Annotated in this window: 16 protein-coding genes and 2 pseudogenes; 10 read left to right on the forward strand and 8 right to left on the reverse strand. The window is 37.7% G+C overall.

The annotated features are described in order from the left end of the window. Positions 1-453 precede the first annotated feature (453 nt). Together CCK98_RS16460 and CCK98_RS16465 are read left to right on the forward strand one after the other, a co-directional pair. A complete protein-coding gene (locus CCK98_RS16460) occupies positions 454-780 on the forward strand; it encodes a nucleoside triphosphate pyrophosphohydrolase (RefSeq protein ID WP_088087555.1) in 327 nt (108 codons plus the stop codon). Beyond that, the gene (locus tag CCK98_RS16465) at positions 773-3,202 is read left to right on the forward strand and encodes a DEAD/DEAH box helicase family protein (protein ID WP_088087556.1); all 2,430 of its coding nucleotides are present in this window, start codon (positions 773-775) and stop codon (positions 3,200-3,202) included. The genes CCK98_RS16460 and CCK98_RS16465 overlap by 8 nt, the downstream gene beginning before the upstream one ends. Positions 3,203-3,401: 199 nt before the next feature. Here the strand turns inward: CCK98_RS16465 and CCK98_RS16470 are convergent, their stop codons facing one another. After that, on the reverse strand, positions 3,402-3,647 hold the full coding sequence (locus CCK98_RS16470) for a hypothetical protein (protein WP_088087557.1): 246 nt from the start codon (positions 3,645-3,647) through the stop codon (positions 3,402-3,404). A 32-nt stretch (positions 3,648-3,679) separates the two neighbouring features. Continuing rightward, on the reverse strand, positions 3,680-4,066 hold the full coding sequence (locus tag CCK98_RS16475; RefSeq protein WP_256942561.1) for an ABC transporter ATP-binding protein: 387 nt from the start codon (positions 4,064-4,066) through the stop codon (positions 3,680-3,682). A 226-nt stretch (positions 4,067-4,292) separates the two neighbouring features. On the opposite strand from CCK98_RS16475, the pseudogene CCK98_RS16480 reads away from it, so the two are divergent. Continuing rightward, positions 4,293-6,200 (forward strand): annotated as a pseudogene (locus tag CCK98_RS16480) (3'-5' exonuclease). A gap of 248 nt (positions 6,201-6,448) precedes the next feature. Here CCK98_RS16480 and CCK98_RS35460 read toward each other — a convergent pair. Both CCK98_RS35460 and CCK98_RS16490 read right to left on the reverse strand, forming a co-directional pair. After that, positions 6,449-6,835 carry a hypothetical protein gene (locus CCK98_RS35460; RefSeq protein WP_088087558.1) on the reverse strand — a complete coding sequence of 129 codons (387 nt, stop codon included), beginning with the start codon at positions 6,833-6,835 and terminating at the stop codon, positions 6,449-6,451. 276 nt (positions 6,836-7,111) lie between these two features. Next, a complete protein-coding gene (locus CCK98_RS16490; protein ID WP_088087559.1) occupies positions 7,112-7,348 on the reverse strand; it encodes an HrgC protein in 237 nt (78 codons plus the stop codon). Positions 7,349-7,678: 330 nt separating this feature from the next. Between CCK98_RS16490 and CCK98_RS16495 the strand changes: the two genes are divergently transcribed. The 6 genes from CCK98_RS16495 (at position 7,679) to CCK98_RS36370 (ending at position 13,663) form a co-directional block, all read left to right on the forward strand. Next, positions 7,679-11,293 (forward strand): AAA family ATPase, encoded by a 3,615-nt coding sequence (locus CCK98_RS16495; protein WP_088087560.1) that lies wholly within the window; start codon positions 7,679-7,681, stop codon positions 11,291-11,293. Further along, a complete protein-coding gene (locus CCK98_RS16500; RefSeq protein WP_088087561.1) occupies positions 11,286-11,723 on the forward strand; it encodes a hypothetical protein in 438 nt (145 codons plus the stop codon). The genes CCK98_RS16495 and CCK98_RS16500 overlap by 8 nt, the downstream gene beginning before the upstream one ends. A gap of 11 nt (positions 11,724-11,734) precedes the next feature. After that, positions 11,735-12,343, forward strand: a complete 609-nt coding sequence (locus CCK98_RS16505) for a hypothetical protein (protein ID WP_088087562.1) — start codon at positions 11,735-11,737, stop codon at positions 12,341-12,343. A gap of 578 nt (positions 12,344-12,921) precedes the next feature. Beyond that, complete coding sequence (locus CCK98_RS36360) at positions 12,922-13,206, forward strand: hypothetical protein (protein WP_256942373.1); 285 nt, start codon at positions 12,922-12,924, stop codon at positions 13,204-13,206. An 11-nt stretch (positions 13,207-13,217) separates the two neighbouring features. Then, complete coding sequence (locus CCK98_RS36365) at positions 13,218-13,313, forward strand: hypothetical protein (RefSeq protein ID WP_256942562.1); 96 nt, start codon at positions 13,218-13,220, stop codon at positions 13,311-13,313. 173 nt (positions 13,314-13,486) lie between these two features. Beyond that, positions 13,487-13,663, forward strand: coding sequence for a reverse transcriptase domain-containing protein (locus CCK98_RS36370; protein ID WP_256942374.1), 177 nt, complete (start codon positions 13,487-13,489; stop codon positions 13,661-13,663). A 302-nt stretch (positions 13,664-13,965) separates the two neighbouring features. Here CCK98_RS36370 and CCK98_RS16515 read toward each other — a convergent pair whose 3' ends face one another. Together CCK98_RS16515 and CCK98_RS16520 are read right to left on the reverse strand one after the other, a co-directional pair. Then, positions 13,966-14,190 (reverse strand): hypothetical protein, encoded by a 225-nt coding sequence (locus CCK98_RS16515; RefSeq protein ID WP_088087563.1) that lies wholly within the window; start codon positions 14,188-14,190, stop codon positions 13,966-13,968. Between the two features lie 96 nt (positions 14,191-14,286). After that, positions 14,287-15,720: a S8 family serine peptidase gene (locus tag CCK98_RS16520; protein ID WP_256942375.1), complete on the reverse strand. Its 1,434-nt coding sequence runs from the start codon at positions 15,718-15,720 to the stop codon at positions 14,287-14,289. A 367-nt stretch (positions 15,721-16,087) separates the two neighbouring features. Here CCK98_RS16520 and CCK98_RS34890 point away from each other — a divergent pair. Continuing rightward, positions 16,088-16,165 (forward strand): annotated as a pseudogene (locus tag CCK98_RS34890) (excalibur calcium-binding domain-containing protein); the annotation flags it as partial. 112 nt (positions 16,166-16,277) lie between these two features. Here CCK98_RS34890 and CCK98_RS16525 read toward each other — a convergent pair. Both CCK98_RS16525 and CCK98_RS16530 read right to left on the reverse strand, forming a co-directional pair. Continuing rightward, positions 16,278-16,868, reverse strand: a complete 591-nt coding sequence (locus CCK98_RS16525; protein ID WP_088087565.1) for a sortase — start codon at positions 16,866-16,868, stop codon at positions 16,278-16,280. Beyond that, positions 16,865-17,293, reverse strand: coding sequence for a hypothetical protein (locus tag CCK98_RS16530; protein ID WP_088087566.1), 429 nt, complete (start codon positions 17,291-17,293; stop codon positions 16,865-16,867). The genes CCK98_RS16525 and CCK98_RS16530 overlap by 4 nt, the downstream gene beginning before the upstream one ends. Positions 17,294-17,298 lie beyond the last annotated feature (5 nt).

Raw genomic sequence — 17,298 nt, forward strand, 5'->3', positions numbered from 1 at the left:
GTTAAAAAGAAAACACGAAGTAAAATCTTGAAAATCAGCTAGTAAATGAGCGATTTATATTGAAGGTTGTAAATAGTCTAGATTAAGAAGAACCTTAATTGAGGTTACTTTCTTGGCAACAGACGGTAAATATTTATTAGGGTAAATCTTTAATCCCCCCTACAAATAAACTATTGGGAGAAGACTGCCCACAACATCGACCACATTCCGTTGAACACAACTAATTAATTTTATATAGTTCCCTCGACCCTTGATTTTAAGCCAATCTATTTCCGTTTACACCATTAACCACCTATTTTTTAACCAAATCTAATTCTGGAAGAGTACTTAATTTTGTAAATTAATAAACATATTTTTAATTCATAGTAACCCTAGTTTCTCATTATTAAAGTTCCCAATCTATTCCATGATTCGATATAATATAGGTATATTTCAATATTGGAGGTATCTTAAATGCCCGTACACAACAAATTAGTCCGAGACCGTATACCAGAAATAATCGAGAGTACCGGAAAAAAGTTTTCCGCAAAAACATTGGACAATGGAGAATACATAAAAGAACTTAAAAACAAAAGCAAAGAAGAACTTGAAGAATACCTAAATGCTGCAACTGATAAAGATGCAATTGAAGAGTTAGCAGATTTATTGGAAATCATCCATGCCTTAGCAGAGTGTCATGGCTCATCTTTTGAAGAGGTAGAGAAGGTCCGACAAAAAAAGGCGGAAAAGCGTGGGGGCTTTAAGGAAAAAATATTCTTAATTGAGGTTGAAGATGAGTAAGGTTCAACTGCTTACCAAAGAACTTGGCAAGCATTTAATAGAAAAGCTAGAAGGTGCTAACACCATTTGTATTCTAGCTTCTTTTGTTATGAAGTCAGGTGTGGATTACTTAAAAGAAGCATTAAAAAAGGCTGCGGAGAACGGTGCTGAAATAAAGGTTTGTACCGGAGATTATTTGTTCATTACTCAACCTAAGGGGTTAGAAGAAATATTATCAATTGATGAAAATATAGATATTCGTATCTGGAAAAGTAATGGTGTTTCTTTTCATCCAAAAGCATACCTATTCCAATCCAATGAACATGATGTTTTGTTTATTGGTTCATCTAACTTATCAAAATCGGCTTTACATAATGGTGTGGAATGGAACCTTTTGGTTAGTGATGAGCAGCAAGTATTTGATGATGCCCAAACGGAGTTTCTAAAAATTTTCTATTCAGATCAAACCGTGCCATTAAATAAAGAAACCTTAGAAGAATATCGAAAAAGCTATGATGAATACCAACTTAAACATCCGAATTTAGTTCAAAAATGGACGGAGCTTGAAGAATTAGATTTAATGCTGCCAGTAGAGAAGGAGATAGCTGTACAGCCAGAAGTTATTTTGGATCCTCCGGTCGGATATGGGGAGATACAACCAAGATTTGCTCAGATAGAAGCATTAGAGGAGTTACACAAAACTCTTGATGAAGAGTATAATAAGGCACTTGTTGTGATGGCAACAGGGTTAGGGAAAACCTACTTAGCTGGATTCTTCGCACAAAATTTTAATAAGATCCTTTTTATTGCCCACCGTGAAGAAATTCTTCATCAGGCTAGAGATTCTTTCAAGAAAATAATGCCTGAAAAACAATTCGGGATCTATAATGGAAAGACAAAAGAAGGCCAGGCTGATGCCATCTTTGCCTCTATCTATACATTAAGTCTTAAAAGGCATTTGGAAAACTTTAAGCCAGATGAGTTTGATTTAATTATCATTGATGAATTCCATCATGCTGCAGCTGACTCCTACCAACGGGTTCTTGATTATTTTCAACCACGCTTCCTGTTGGGCATTACGGCTACTCCGGATCGAAATGATAATAAAGATGTTTATGCGATATGTGATGGGAACGTCGCTTTTCGTTTAGATTTCTTAGATGCGATTAATCGGAAATGGTTAGCACCTTTCCAATATTTTGGCGTTTATGATGATACGGATTATAGTCAAATAACGTGGCTGGGTAACCGCTATGATGAAGAAGAATTACTTCAAGCCCAGTTACGAGAGGAGTTAGCCCTTAAAGTACTTCGTGCCTGGGAGAATAAAAAACAGACGAGAACATTAGGATTTTGCTCTTCTATTAGGCAAGCAGACTTTTTATCCCATTATTTTAATCATCATGGTTATCGAACATTTAGTCTTCATTCACAGCAAATGGGTGTGAGCAGAAATAAAGCTATTTCTCAACTTTCAAAAGGTGAAATTGATATTATTTTTACAGTGGACCTATTTAATGAAGGAGTAGATATTCCCGCCGTCGATACTCTTTTATTTGTCAGACCCACTGAATCTTTAACTGTTTTTACCCAACAAATAGGACGTGGACTCCGTTTGCATCCTGGTAAAGAAACGTGTGTCATCATTGACTTAATCGGAAATTATCGAAATGCGGATATAAAGTTAAGTCTATTTGATACACTACCAGGTGAAGGAAAAACTAGAATCATTGAACCTACATTGCCAATTTACTGTGAATTAAATTTAGATGTAAATGTAATTAACCTTCTTCAAACAATGTCCCGGAAACGGCAGCCGCGCAAAGAGAAGTTGTTCAATGATTATATGGATTTAAAAAGGGAGCTTGGAAGAAGGCCATCGTATTTGGAATTACATTTAAAGGGTGCATCTGATTCTCCTCAATACAGACAGGAATTTAGTTCGTACTTCGGATTTCTTAAATGGGCAGAGGAATTAACAGATCATGAGATAGAAATTTACAACCGTTACGAAAATTGGTTCGTTGAAGTAGAAAAGACGGGTATGGCCAAAAGCTATAAAATGGTTGTCTTGTTGGCAATGCTGAAACGGGGTATTTCGAATTGGTATCATCCCATTACATCAAAAGACGTAGCACCCTTCTTTCATTATTATTTGATGGAAAAAGAGCATCGCAAAAGGATAGACTTTTCCGATAAAGGTGCTAAAAAATTATGGGATTATGATGAAAAAGGTGTTAGTAAACTGATTGCTACCATGCCGATGACAAAATGGAGTGGCAGCTCAAAAGGATTAATCACATTTGAAAATGATATATTTACGTTAAACATTGAAGTCCTAAATGAACATGAAACAACTCTCTTTAACTGGACACAAGAAATATGTGAATACCGCCTTCATTACCACTTTGAGCGGAAATCTAATAATACCCTTGTTCAATAATTTGATTTAGTTTAGCTTAGTATTTATAGGTACCCTAATTAGTGTCATTTATTGGGGGAATCATTATAACCGTATTAATTAACCTTAAAGAGCTGTCCGAGTAAAGGGAAGCTCTATTTATTGTATGGTCAAATTAATCTTTCAAACTGTAACTGTAATTAAATTTCATTTAAACGTGATGTTTTGGCTACAGTTCCTCCTATTTTTTCTTAACAGCCTCTGGGTCGGTTAAGAAAAAATAGCTAGCCCCAATAAAGGCATATGGCTCATTAACCCATATGCCTTTATTAATAGCTGACCAGTTGAAACGGTCAGCTCCAGTATGTTTTTTGAAGAGCCTAGCTGCCTGTTGAATCGATGGACATTCTATCAGAAGTTTTTCACCTTTGTATATGTTTACCGGTATTTCGGTCTTGTTTTGTAATGTTGGTCTTATTCTTTCCACGATGATCTCCTTTTGTATAAGCTACAGCCTTTCTACCTTTTTCTCAATACCCCTTTTTTTACCGGATTAACAAGTGTCCCTTTATTTTTATAACGATTATAAGCAATTAATCTATTTAAATCCTTAATAGTCAATTGAGCTGGATCAATTGCAAGTTCAAATTCAGGCTTGATCTTTTCAAGTAAAGAGAGGGCATATTCAATCTGTTTTGCGGTTAAGGTGTAATCTTCTTGGTCAGTTGATGTTTTTGGAATGGGTTGGTCATTCGTTGTAGTTTGTAGTGTTGCCGCATGCTCCCTGATTTTTCCCTCAACTAATGCCTCTATTTCCGCTTGGCTAATCGGTTGGACGTTCACTTTTTTTGTCTGTTGGTTTGTATGAAATAATTTATTAAGGATTCCTTTAAACAAGATCTCCACTCCATTTTCTTCATTCTCGCGTTCAGTGTAGGTAAATTCACCCATTCTATTATTCAATGAAAAGAAAGAAAAAACAATGCTTTTGGAGGATTTTGTTTGTTTTAGTAGAGAATTGTTAAAAATAATAGGGTGGTTTTACAATTATAGAAGATTTATGTAAATATTTAGGCCGATTGAACTAATTGTAGTATAATGGAGGAAAATGCAAATTTTGGAGCGGTTTATTATGGCATTTACGATTCCCGAGACAATTAGGTCTACCGCCACAACAGGTGAGCGGTTGTTTTTCCGAACTTTAAAAACCTTTCTACCAGACGATTATATTGTGTACTTTGAACCAGAAATTCAAGGTAGACGGCCTGATTTTGTGATCATTGGACCGGATCTTGGCATAGTAGTGTTGGAAGTGAAGGATTATACCAAAAATACCCTTTTTCAAATTAACCATGATGAATGGCATATTGTGACGACATCTGGTGATCAAGAAGTCAAAAAAAGCCCGATGAAACAAGCGAGAGACAATATGTTTCATGTGGTTGATGTGTTGAAAAAGGACAAAAATCTTATTCAATTGGATGGGAAGTATAAATTTTCATTAAAGTTCCCATATGGTCATGGTGTCGTCTTTACCAGAATGTATGCGAAGGATTTTATTGTAGAGGGACTTTACTCAGTCATTGAACCAAATCTCTGTTTAACAAGAGATGAAATCGATCCTGAAAAAGATGGGTTTTCGGAAGAAATCTTAATGGAAAAGATCTTGAATATGTTTGTAGTCCCATACCGCTTAAAGGAACCCCTTTCGATCGAGGATATTAATGCCATCAGATATCATTTATTTCCGGAAGTTCGGATTAGTGCCGAATTTAAAGCGCCGGTTCCTTACCAGGATCAACTATTATTATCTCTTCATGATATTAAAACCATGGATCTTCATCAGGAGAATTTAGCGAAACAGATTGGTGATAAGAACCGCTTGATTCGTGGTGTAGCAGGAAGTGGGAAGACAATTATTTTGGCCAGTCGAGCGAAGATGCTGTCAAAACAAAATCCTGATTGGAAAATTCTAATCCTTTGTTATAACATTTCATTGGCCAATGCGATTCAACAAATGATTCATCATATGCTGAATGAACCTGAGGATTTATTTGATTTTGATCCAACTAGTAAGGCAGTACAAAATCAAAATATTATCGTGCGGAATTTTCATTCTTGGTTAAAGAATGATCTAAAGATTAGAGAGCAGCACCTATCAGGTATCATCGATAAAATCGAAAAGAAAGAAACCATTCTACCATCCTATGATGCGATATTGATTGACGAAGGGCAGGATTTTGATGCGGATTGGCTTAGGTTAGTGAGCCTGCTAATAAATACGGATACTCAATCCTTATTATTGGTAGAAGATCGAGCGCAAACGATTTATAGGCGAAAACGTTCGTACGTGCAGGATACCGGTTTATCTTTTCAAGGCCGCTCAAAGGTGCTGTCAATCAACTATAGAAATACCTCACAAATTGTTAAGTTTGCTTGGGATTTTTATCGTGAGCATTCCATGTTTAAAAATAAGGTCGTTAATCGTAATCTTGAGGGTGAAATCATTGCTCCACAAAGCACGAAACGATAAGGGCCAGAGCCAGGTATTATTCGAGCAGCAAATTTCTTTGACGAAATGAGAATGGTTGCCAGACAAATTAAAAAATTGCATGAAGAGAAGAAAGTTCCACTTGAGGAGATGCTAATCCTATATAGAGTGAAGCGAACATATAAATATCCGATTGTTGATATTATTAAACGATCTTTAGGTGAATTGGCATTGCCAAATTACTGGATCACCGAGAATGATGTTTCGAAGCGATCTTTTGAAAAAGAAGATGGCAAGATTAAAATAAGTACAATTGATAGCAGTAAGGGACTCGACTTCCAAGCAGTGTTTATTGTAAATGTTGATTCCATGCCATTTCCCCTTGAAGAGGATAAAGAAAGAGAGGTTTCTTTATTCTATATTGGAATGACAAGGGCGAAGGAATATCTTTGCTTATCTTACTCTGGTGAATCAGAGTTTACGCAGTACTTGGATGGGATTTTGCTGGAGAGAAACCAGACCAAAAATGGCAGACTTATAATTAAATAAACAGCTTTTTTAAATCTTATTAATTTATAATACTTCCAGTCTTCTCAAATGAACCTATGAAATTAATTTGTTTTTTAAAAGTTTCTTATTGACGAAAAAAGTAGAGTAGCCTGCCAAGGGTCTACTCTATTCTTATGGTCAAGATTTATGGGTATAATTAATCTGAAAATTGTCTTATGAGGAGACTTTGTTACTGGAGTAATACTGATAAGAGATGACATGTAAAGTGGGTTAGCATAAGCCTTCCCTTAATGATTAATTAAATAATCTTTAACACATTGTTCAGTTGCTTCCTCGGTGGCTTTAGAACATTTATCTAAAACCTCTAACGCTACATCAAAACTTTCAAAACCTTCACCTGTCCAAGAGTCACTATATACCCATTCTTTATCGTATGTACCCCAAACCACGTCATATTGTTCCTTCTTGATTGTAGGTTCTTGCTTAACTTCCTCCTTAATAACTTCTTTCTTAGGTTCTTGCTTAACCTCCTCCTTAATAACTTCTTTCTTAGGTTCTTGCTTAACCTCCTCCTTAACAACTTCTTTCTTAGGTTCTTGCTTAACTTCCTCTTTAGAACCACAACCCGTTAATAATCCTGCCATAACTAAACCTACCATTAATAACTGCTTCATCTTACTTACCTCCAAATAGTTTAGCAAAGAATGACTTCATACTTTGTTGAATTTTCACTGCATTAATCAAAACACAGGGATGGGATACAAGTTATCCTTTTAAGATATACAATGATCACATTAAACTCGATTAATTTTCTAATTTTTTCTCTTTCTGTGTAAAGTAACTCATATAATTGAGTCAACACCATTATTCAATTAAGTGTTTCTCTTTCGATCTATCTCATCAGTTAAAGGACGATCAACCCTTCAAGACTGGAGCAACCCCGTTTCGACTTATTGTTTAACGACCCACCCGTGATCTACCAAGCGGTTCGCTCGGTGCTTGTTGTAGAAGAACGGGAAGATAAACCATGAGATACCAGCCGTGATAATCCCGACCACTAACTCCAATAACGCTCGTGCTATATCACCGTGGAATAATGGAACTAAGAACCCGAAGAATAAGTTGACCCATGAAAAACCCTTCTTTACTCGTGTTTCTAAGCCGTTCTTTGTGAATGTTGTTTTCATTTGTGTAAAACCTCCAAAGTAATTATTTTTTTAATTATTATGTGATAAACCGAACTATCTCATTACAGTGGAAAGTCAGACCCACCACCCTAGTGGTTCATTTTTGTGGTGAGATCACCAGACTAAGCAAATCGATTATCCTTAGACAGGAAGATGAAATATAGTAGGAAAATGCATGGTAGGTTGGATTATAACAGTAGTAACTGGGGAAATTAATCGGTAATTGACCAATAGTTATTAGAGATTCTTGAAACGAAAGTTACTTACACAAATATCCAATTTAATATGGTAATTTAAATTAGAATTCATACATAGATAGGGTGACTGACCTTGAGTTTTCAAAAATGGTTGAGGATTGTGATACCAGAAATTCAACTTATAGATTTTATCCAAAAAGAGGGGTTTAGAGGGAAAAAGCAACGAAAAATTTTGGAAAAACAAGCAGTGGCTGGGGTTAATAGTATTCCAAGTGGTTCAAACATGCCAAGTACGAATCACGGTGGCATTCCTCAGTCGGGTGGGGCGATTAAGGAAGCGGCAAAGGATGCACGATTAGGGATTAAGAATTTAAGCTTAAATCGGTCCAATGACGAATTGGATCAATTGTTTAATGAGATTAAGTTCACTTTAAATAACCATGTATTAGGACAAACAAGATTCATTGATGATTTACTGGTTTGTTTTAAGAAAGCGTTTTTGGCAAGAAACAAAGGCACCGTTCAAAATACCATGTTAATTGGTGGACCATCAGGAACAGGGAAAAATCTAAGCTTAAATATTCTGATCAACGAATTGTACAAGAAAAAACTAACACCCTATAAAAGTTTTTCTACGCTTGATTTAAGTCAATACAGTCAAAAAGATATACATACGAACTTTATTGTCGATTGTTCTGCTTTATTTAGCTATGGGATTGGTACTGTCTTTTTCACTGGATTTGAAAAGGCTCATTCTGAGGTTCTTCATTATGTAACAAAGCTGTTTCGAGATGGGTATTTTCGAACACCGGAAGGGATCGTTGTCAGTGCAACAGATTACTTTTTAATTCTCTATATGGATGCAGAAGTCAATCAAATGGAAGCAGGTCACCAAATTCCTGTATCCATTGCCAATCAAGTACCTCCTGGATTGTTGCGTGAAATTCAATCTTTTGCATATACTGCTCCATTGGAAGTGGATTCGCTGCGTACGATTTTACATTCTCAACTGCATAAAGCCGCAGCTAAATTACAGTCGCAGGCACAGTTAAACATCCAATTCGACCCCAATGTTTTTTTTGAATTAGCTGAAATAATTTTAGGTACCAAAAGATATGGAGAAGCGGTCCAGGAGTTGGTAGAAGATCACTTTTTTTCAGTGTTATTAGACCAACGAGCAAGAGGTGTCATCTCTAGTAATAGCGTAATCAGTGTAAAAATGGACGATAATCGATTTATTGCTGATACAGGAAAAGAAAGAATATTACTGAAAACGATCTCCATCATTAAAGAGGAAACATTAGACGATATACTGAATGAACTCAATAGCTTGGTTGGGTTGGAATCTGTTAAGTCCTTTGTCCATCAGCTTATGCAAACCGTTAAATTACAAAAACAACGTGAAGCGCTTGGTGGGAAAATCACACCTATGACATTACATATGGTGTTTACAGGAAACCCAGGTACTGGAAAAACATCGGTTGCAAGATTGATCTCGAGAATTTTAAAAGCAATGGGATTACTGTCCCAAGGTCAACTCGTGGAAGTGGCAAGACAGGATCTTGTGGGAGAATATGTGGGTTCTACGGCTCCTAAAACGGAAGGAAAAATCCAAAGTGCACTCGGTGGTGTTTTGTTCGTTGATGAGGCCTACACACTTGCGCGTAACAAACATGACAGCTTTGGTCTAGAGGCGATCGATACATTGGTAAAAGGAATGGAAGATCACCGAGATCATTTAGTGGTAATTCTTGCTGGGTACACCAATGAAATGGAAACCTTTTTAAAATCAAACCCAGGTCTTCGCTCAAGATTTCCGTTTATTGTAGAATTCCCAGATTATACACCAAAGGAAATGCTTGATATTATGCTTATTAACGCAAAACAGCGTGAATATGTAATAGACCCTGCCATACATGAAGGATTGATAGATTTATTTGCTACGAAGCAGATCCCTGGAAGGAATGATAGTGGAAACGGACGACTTGTTCGAAATTTAATCGAAGAAGCCATTCGAAAGCAATCTGTCCGGATTATTAATAGTACCGATAAGGAAAATAAAGCAGCTATAAATGTACTTACAAGTAAAGATTTTGGAATTGGTGTAAAGGAAGAATTTGATTTAGCAGCCGCATTTAAAGATATCATTGGCCTAGAGAACGTGAAAGCTTTTATTCGTACGTTAGAAAAGCAAATATTAGCCAATAAACGACGGAAAGATGCGGGAATTAAGACTAGCAATGAACAAACACTGAATATTATTTTTTCTGGGAATCCTGGAACTGGTAAAACGACTATTGCTCGTTTATTTGCCTCTATGCTTAAATCAATGGGCATTTTAAAGCGAGGACATCTTGTAGAGGTGGACCGTTCACACCTGGTTGCTGAATATGCCGGTCAAACGGCTGTAAAAACCACAGAAGTAGTAGAAAGTGCATTAGGTGGTGTGTTATTTATTGACGAAGCTTATTCACTTGTCGAAGAAGGGACAGTTGGCGGAGGATTTGGGAAAGAAGCCATTGATACATTGGTTCGGCTAATAGAAAATCATCGTGAAAACTTAGTGGTAATCCTTGCTGGATATACAAATGAAATGGAAACTTTTTTACAATCAAACCCGGGGCTTTCCTCACGCTTCCCATTAAATATAACGTTTCCTGATTATACAGCTGAACAATTAGCTCAAATGACAGAGATAATCGCAAAATCAAAAGGGTTTGTTGTTTCGGATGAGGTAACTACTGCACTAGTACAATTTTATGAGAAAAAGCAAATACCAGGTAAAAATGATAGTGGCAATGGACGCCTTGTTCGGAATACCGTTGAGAGTGCCATTCGGAATCAATCGATTCGAATCGTTGAGCAACCAGATTTAGTAGTCGAAGAACTCAATCGATTATCTTTACCAGATTTTAAGGTAGCAGCTGTAGAGAAAAAAGAAGCCGCCTTAAAGGAATTAGAGCAAGTCATTGGTTTGGAAAAAATAAAGGAATTTGTCAGGTCTCTTTCAGCACAAATAGAAATTGCAAAGAAGAGGGAAGAATTAGGACTGCCAAAGGCGGGTTCACAGTCCCTTCATATGGTGTTTAAAGGAAATCCTGGTACGGGCAAAACAATGATTGCGCGCATTTTGGCTAAACGATTGAAGGAATTAGGGGTGATTAAACAAGATAATCTGGTAGAAACTGATCGCTCTGGTTTGGTTGCAGGCTATGTTGGTCAAACTGCTCTTAAAACGAGAAAGGTACTTGAGAAAGCGCTAGGTGGAGTTTTGTTCATTGATGAAGCTTATGCCCTGTTAGGAAGTAACAATGATTTCGGTCAGGAGGCAATCGATACCATCGTAAAATTTATGGATGATCATCGTGAAAACATTATTGTCATTTTAGCAGGATATGATGATGACATGGAACAATTCCTAGATTCTAACGCTGGTTTGCGCTCGCGGTTTCCAACTATTATAAATTTTCCTGATTATACTCCACATGAGCTATTACAAATTAGCCGTCTTATTTTTAAAGCGAAAGGCTATTCGGTTTCAACAGAAACAGAAGCTGTTTTACTGAAAAGGTTCTATCAATCGAAGCAAATGGAAAACGCAGGCAATGGAAGAATGGCGAGAAACCTTTGTGAATTAGCCATCCGTAATCATGCATTACGAGTGAGTCGAATTAGTAATCCTACTGTCGAGCAATTAGTGACCATTCTACCAGAGGATATTTCGGAAGTCGGTGAACAATATGAGTAAACTATTTGCCATTCTAGGAGCGATAGCTTATTACTTATGCTATCCGTTTGTCTTAATTTTCATCTTAATTGGGCCACTAATGGAATTTCCTGTTCTTTTAGAGATATTTAGACTGAGTACACCAAGAGCAGGTTTAACACTCGATTTGTTAGCTGTATTGGGGGTCCTCTTATTTTTATCCTATAGATTCCCTAGGCTCGGCTGGTTAAATAGACAATTCCCTGTATTAATCCCACTCTTACAAATGTTTTTTATTACTTTAATAGGAATAGAGGTCGCGATATTTTTTGCCAACCTGTGGGCTGATAAACTTGTTTACGGTAAAGGAATGGCCATTGCCTTATCCATTCTTTGTCTCATAACTGTGCGATTCTATCTAACGTATTGGTATAGTAAATACCCAATCAGCTATAAAGTACACAAGATGTAAGGGGATAAACGATGAAAAAAAACAAACAGCAGCGCAACCATGACAATCATGCCGAATATACCCAACAAAATTCTGAATATCAGCAGGATCCGATCGAAAGAGAGATTGTCCCACATCAACCATTGATTCGCAAATCACTCGGTTGGGCTTCGTTGATAATCATAGCGATGGCTATACTGGGCAGCTTTCTTACAACCAGTTTTAGTGATGAAGGGACAGCAGAAGAAGTGGTTGCAAACAGAATAAGTCAATCAACAACAGCAGGCGAAAGTTTATTTGAAAATGAAACAAATGGTAATATTAAATCAAGAGATTTTCAAGTGACGAACGCTGGTTCAGATGGTGGGGAAGCAAGAATGTTAATATGGGATTTTAACAAAGTGGATTTGGATGAAGTGGCCATATTTGTTGATGGAGTTCCAGTAAAAGAAAAACTCATATTATCAGATAAAGCCGCTGCCATAAGCATCCCTGTGCCTAGTAAGGTCACCATCAGTGGAGTTAAAGACCTTGGAGGCGGAATCTCCTACGCGGTCAAATTTCCAAACAATAAAAATACTTATTTTAATGTGGTTTCGGTTGGACAATCAAATACGTATACCGTTTTACCTAGACCATAGATTTGAAATAATAGAAGGCAAGATGTAGATAATATAGATGTTTTATTAAGCTGAGGCTCTGTTTACGAGCCCCAGCTTTTTTGTGTGCCAGGCATGTTCATTAACTAGGCGGTGCAAGTCCGCTATGGGCGTTGGGATATGCGAACCATTAGCCGAAGGCAAGGGTGTCCGTGGTGACACGGAATCTGAAGGAAGCTCTAGGCAAATCCTCGGTCTGAGGTACACGAATCACATTCGAGGTTTCCGTTTCAGGACGAGTTAGCAGAACAAAACAAAGTCCAAAATATCTCCGGATGAAACGGGAATAAATGTGGCGGATATTTGAGGAGAAAGTGAATGAACTTACCCTGGGAGGTCGCTTAATACCCAATACAGGAACCTACTTAGTGATAAGTAGCTGAATTAAGAGAAGTCAGCCGAAGTCATAGTATCAACCTTACGGTTGAGAAGGACGGAACGAAAGGAGCGACCATGTTAGAGCACTTTACAAAGGAACTAAGACACAGCCAATCGTATGATTACAAAAGATGGAGATGGACGGAAACCAGCGAATTCATTTGTAGAGTGGAGTTCCCTTTGTGCAAACTCAAGGACATGGAAACAATATGGAACCAGACAATGAATTAATTATGAGAATCATAAGTCGTGAAAATATGAACCAAGCCTTTCAAAAGGTCAAGAGAAATAAAGGGGCTGCAGGTGTCGATGAGAAAGATATAGAAGCAACCCGCCTTTATTTGAAAGAGCACGGTCAAGAAATAATCCGACTTATACAGGATGGAAAATACAAACCTCAAGCTGTCCGACGGGTAGAAATCCAAAACCAAAAGGTGGAAAACGAAATCTTGGAATCCCTACAGTAACTGACCGAGTTATCCAACAAGCAATTATCCAAATACTAACCCCAATATTTGAGAAACAATTTAGTCCATATAGTTTTGGGTTCAGACCCAATAAAAGTGCACATTAAGCTATTGAGCAAGCAAGATTATACATCGAAGATGGAAATGAATATGTAGTGGATATGGAATTGGAAAAGTTCTTTGACAAAGTGCAACATGACAAATTAATGTCAATCGTTTCTAAGGCTATCACTGACAAACCAACATAAAACTAATTCGTCGGTACCTACAAGCGGGGTTCATGGAAAATGGGGTTGTGTCTGTAAATAAAGAAGGTACTCCGCAAGGAGGTCCACTTAGTCCGCTACTAAGCAATATCATCTTAAATGAACTTGATAAAGAACTGGAAAATCGAGGACATAAATTTGTACGCTATGCCGATGACTGTGTGCCACGAAAGCAAACTAAGTGTGCTTGAAAAGCACATTAGTTCGCTGTGCTGCACTTAAGATGAGAGAAGGCCTCTCGCAATCGCTATGCAGGTAGAGGTTGCAAACCACCCTAAGGTGCTGTAGTCAAAAGCTATGGAATTGAGCGTAAGGGGAAAGGCAGGGCAAGACTTTGACAGGTATGTATTAAGGAGACGAAAACCATTGAACCGCTGAAGAAATAATGAAAGCTTTATTGTAATATCCTAAACCCACCAATCTACTGTATATCTAATATGGAATATTTTTGACCAATCCCACAATATAAATATTTTAGTTTAAATGAGACTTACTAGATTATGTTAGCGGAGAAAATCCAACATCCGTCTTCTTTTCCACTAACTGTAATTGTTTTTCCTTCATAACTAGACAGGTCAATTATAGCGCTTTCTGGAGTTTGTGCTGCCTGCAATGGTATTTTGGTTAACCTCAATTTATTACATTCCTCATGTGGTTCTTTTTTTCTAATGTGAAATTCTCCGTTTTCAACAATCCCTGTAAATTGATTTTGAATCATCTTTCCTCCTTTAGTAAAAAAAAATATGTCGTTTGTCAATTTTTCGAACAATAGTGAAAGCAAAATTGATTATTAACTATTATTTGGTTATTAGTCTTATCTTCCCTCGCGAACCATTTGAACGGCTCGTTCTGCGTCAGCCAGACCGAAGCCAGTTGCTAAATCGCGACCAGGACCTGCAGAGTTGCCCTGAGAACTTTGTCCTTCTACAATATCGATGGCAGTTTTCGTAAGAATATCCTTTGCTTCACGAAATGTAAGATTCGGCTTGACCTGTTTCAACAAGGCACAAATGCCAGCGATTTGTGGAGCAGCAGCAGAAGTACCGCTAAACATTCCCCAACCGTCATTAGGCGCTGTTCCATCATTTCCCCATTCGCGATGTACATTACCATTTCTATCCACTTCATCCTTTGATTCTTCCTCGTCGAGTGTGTCTCCTGGTTGTACTGGCAACATAATATATTGGGCGCGAGGCTGCATTCCAACCAAACCACAGACATCTGGAACTTCTCTACTAGGGAATAGCTTGCTTTCAAATCCGCTGGCGTAATCAGATGCTTGAAGTTTTCCATCTTCGTCTATGTATACACCGCCTGCTGATATGACATAAGGAAGCTGGCCTGGAAAACCGTAGTGACCATTACCTGCTGAAAATACCACAATTATTCCCTTTTTCACCGCATTCGCGATTGCTGCGGCTATGGCTTTCTGTGGAGGAGTCAAACTTCCATCACGGAAGCTTAGCCCCCAGCTACAGGAAATGATATCTGGGCTTAGGGAAGAGGCTATATTAATTTCTGCGGCACCATTGATCATTACTTGATCTTCACTTTCAGCAGGCCCTTGTTTTACCATTGTAAACGTTATCCCAGGTGCTACGGCAAACAAGTTTGCCGATTCTCCTGTTCCATGACCGTACTCGTCATCTTCTGGGTTTCTTGCACCTACACCCAACACAACCGGTGTGGAACGATAGCCTTGATGTTCAAAATAAGGATGACGATACCAACCAGTGTCCACCATTACGACTTTTACACCATTTCCGGTGATTCCACTATTGTGTACACGATCTGCCCGTAAAAGTCTTGCCACATCATCTGGTACACTCAGATGAAACTGATCAACTTGGGGAGGAATCGTATTTTCAGTGTGTCGGTCGGCTAGTGCGCTGCTACCAATTTGAAAATAATACATCGGCTCATTAAGCGCCACACCTTCAAGTACGTCTGCAAGCGAACTTTTCGAAGTGTCAATAAAACCTGATAGGGGAGTGTCAGTGGTATCAAGAAAGGTAGATAGAGTTTTTTTCCCATACCTGATCACCTCGCGCTCTTTTGGGACAATCTTTGTTTGGAATACTTTGTCGTAGATCTCCGCAGGAGCCGCGATGTTAATAGAAGTCGGGCCAATTTGTAATACATCAAAGCCAGCACTCTTCAATTTTTTTACCGCTAAATCAACTAGGTCTGGATTATTATGGAATTGTCCGACGTTCTCAGGGGTGATAATTTCCTTTGTTTCGAACAACGATTCACCACCAATGGAGTGTACTGAAGCTTCTGCATATATAAGAGAAGGGAGAGAGGAAGCCCCATTTTCTTTTGTTTGTCAATTTAGTCCCTACTTTCACATTTTATTTAATTCTTTTCTTTCAAAGTTGTTAAAAGTTGTTAAAGTTAGCTCGATTCTGGTTTCAAAATCTAAAACCATTTGATAGGTTCATTAACCAATATATATAATATCCTCGTAAGAATTTATTATTTTTGAAATTATAGTAAAAATATATAAAAAAAGGAATTCGCATAGAGAAGGATTTGCTTTCCTCAAAAGCCAAAATACTTGGGGTGAGGTAAGAGATACTGCTCGATTACTTATGGATGGATTTGGAAGATATAATGGCTTACCTTCTAATCATCCAGCATATCAATCTAAAATGGATATAGATCACGATAATTATGCTTGTGAGAGGTAAAGTTTTATAGTTTTAGAAGACTTATGAGGTAATATTTCTTGCTTTTGGTGTGGATTCACGTACTATTAGACAATTTGAAACGGTACTACTTGGTCAAAATAAAAGCCTTGGGTTAATTCCCTTGGCTTTTTTCTGCTGTTAAAATCAAGCGTTCTGGAGCAGGAGTTATCATATTCATTGGATAACAGGTGATCAAAACTAATACAGGTTTTTTCTGATCGGTGATCGGTAACCTGTAATCCTTTGAAACGATCTTCTTACCAGTTATATAGTATGTAGTCGATACATTATCCTCATCTACAACAACTCGATCTCCCAATTTCAAAAGATCAAGATTCTTGAACACTGTATCATTATGTCCTGCAAGGATTGACATACCATATTGATTAGGTTTAGCGGTATCAGGATAGTGGCCTACACCTTTTAGTAAAGTTTTCTTATCGATCCCTTCGACAACAGAAACCGTCTTTTTCAGTTTGGGGAAGGTTAGGAACACTTCCTTGTCGGCAAGTGGCTCTTCTTTTACAGCAGGTTTCACTACAGGTTCTTGTTTCTTTACTTCGACAGATTTTACCTTAACTTGCTTTTCAAAGGATTGTTCGGATCGATACATATAATATTTGGCATATCCCATTTGATACAAGCTGCTACAAACTAGAAAGAGTGAGAGTAGTCCAACCACTCTCACAAAAAACTTTCTCATGATCCTGATTTATTCAAAGTACGTCTTAAGAAGAGATATCCTACCATTCCTAAAGCACCAATAATCAAAGTTAGGACGTTGTTTGTTGCTGTGCTAGGCATTGGTGCAGGTTGTGGAGTAGGGGTTGGAGTTGGTGTCGTGGTACCACCACCGTCAGCAGGATGAAGATTGGCCCAGGTTTCTCCGTTATATCCTTGTAGATTCTCACAAACGATTCCATCAGGTTCTCCCTGAGCTGGGTTTGTTCCATCCAGTCGATCTACATTATTCGTTGGGCTTCCACCCTTTGATTCAAAATAATTTTGTGCTTCTTGCCATGTTGAAAAATCAGAGCAATCTTTGTCTTGTGCAAATGCAGTATTCGGTAAAATCAATCCAAATACCAATGCAATAATTGGAGCAATAAACTTAAAACTTTTCATCATTAATA

Origin of the sequence: Bacillus sp. OV166 (assembly GCF_900177675.1) — a bacterium.
Lineage (GTDB): Bacteria > Bacillota > Bacilli > Bacillales > Cytobacillaceae > Neobacillus.

What these genes read in the sequence shown, in the direction of transcription:
- CCK98_RS16460 (WP_088087555.1), top strand. Translation starts at nt 454, where the DNA reads ATGCCCGTACACAACAAATTAGTCCGAGACCGTATACCAGAAATAATC.
- CCK98_RS16465 (WP_088087556.1), top strand. Translation starts at nt 773, where the DNA reads ATGAGTAAGGTTCAACTGCTTACCAAAGAACTTGGCAAGCATTTAATA.
- CCK98_RS35460 (WP_088087558.1), bottom strand. Translation starts at nt 6,835, where the DNA reads ATGAAGCAGTTATTAATGGTAGGTTTAGTTATGGCAGGATTATTAACG.
- CCK98_RS16490 (WP_088087559.1), bottom strand. Translation starts at nt 7,348, where the DNA reads ATGAAAACAACATTCACAAAGAACGGCTTAGAAACACGAGTAAAGAAG.
- CCK98_RS16500 (WP_088087561.1), top strand. Translation starts at nt 11,286, where the DNA reads ATGAGTAAACTATTTGCCATTCTAGGAGCGATAGCTTATTACTTATGC.
- CCK98_RS16505 (WP_088087562.1), top strand. Translation starts at nt 11,735, where the DNA reads ATGAAAAAAAACAAACAGCAGCGCAACCATGACAATCATGCCGAATAT.
- CCK98_RS36370 (WP_256942374.1), top strand. Translation starts at nt 13,487, where the DNA reads ATGGAAAATGGGGTTGTGTCTGTAAATAAAGAAGGTACTCCGCAAGGA.
- CCK98_RS16515 (WP_088087563.1), bottom strand. Translation starts at nt 14,190, where the DNA reads ATGATTCAAAATCAATTTACAGGGATTGTTGAAAACGGAGAATTTCAC.
- CCK98_RS16525 (WP_088087565.1), bottom strand. Translation starts at nt 16,868, where the DNA reads ATGAGAAAGTTTTTTGTGAGAGTGGTTGGACTACTCTCACTCTTTCTA.
- CCK98_RS16530 (WP_088087566.1), bottom strand. Translation starts at nt 17,293, where the DNA reads ATGATGAAAAGTTTTAAGTTTATTGCTCCAATTATTGCATTGGTATTT.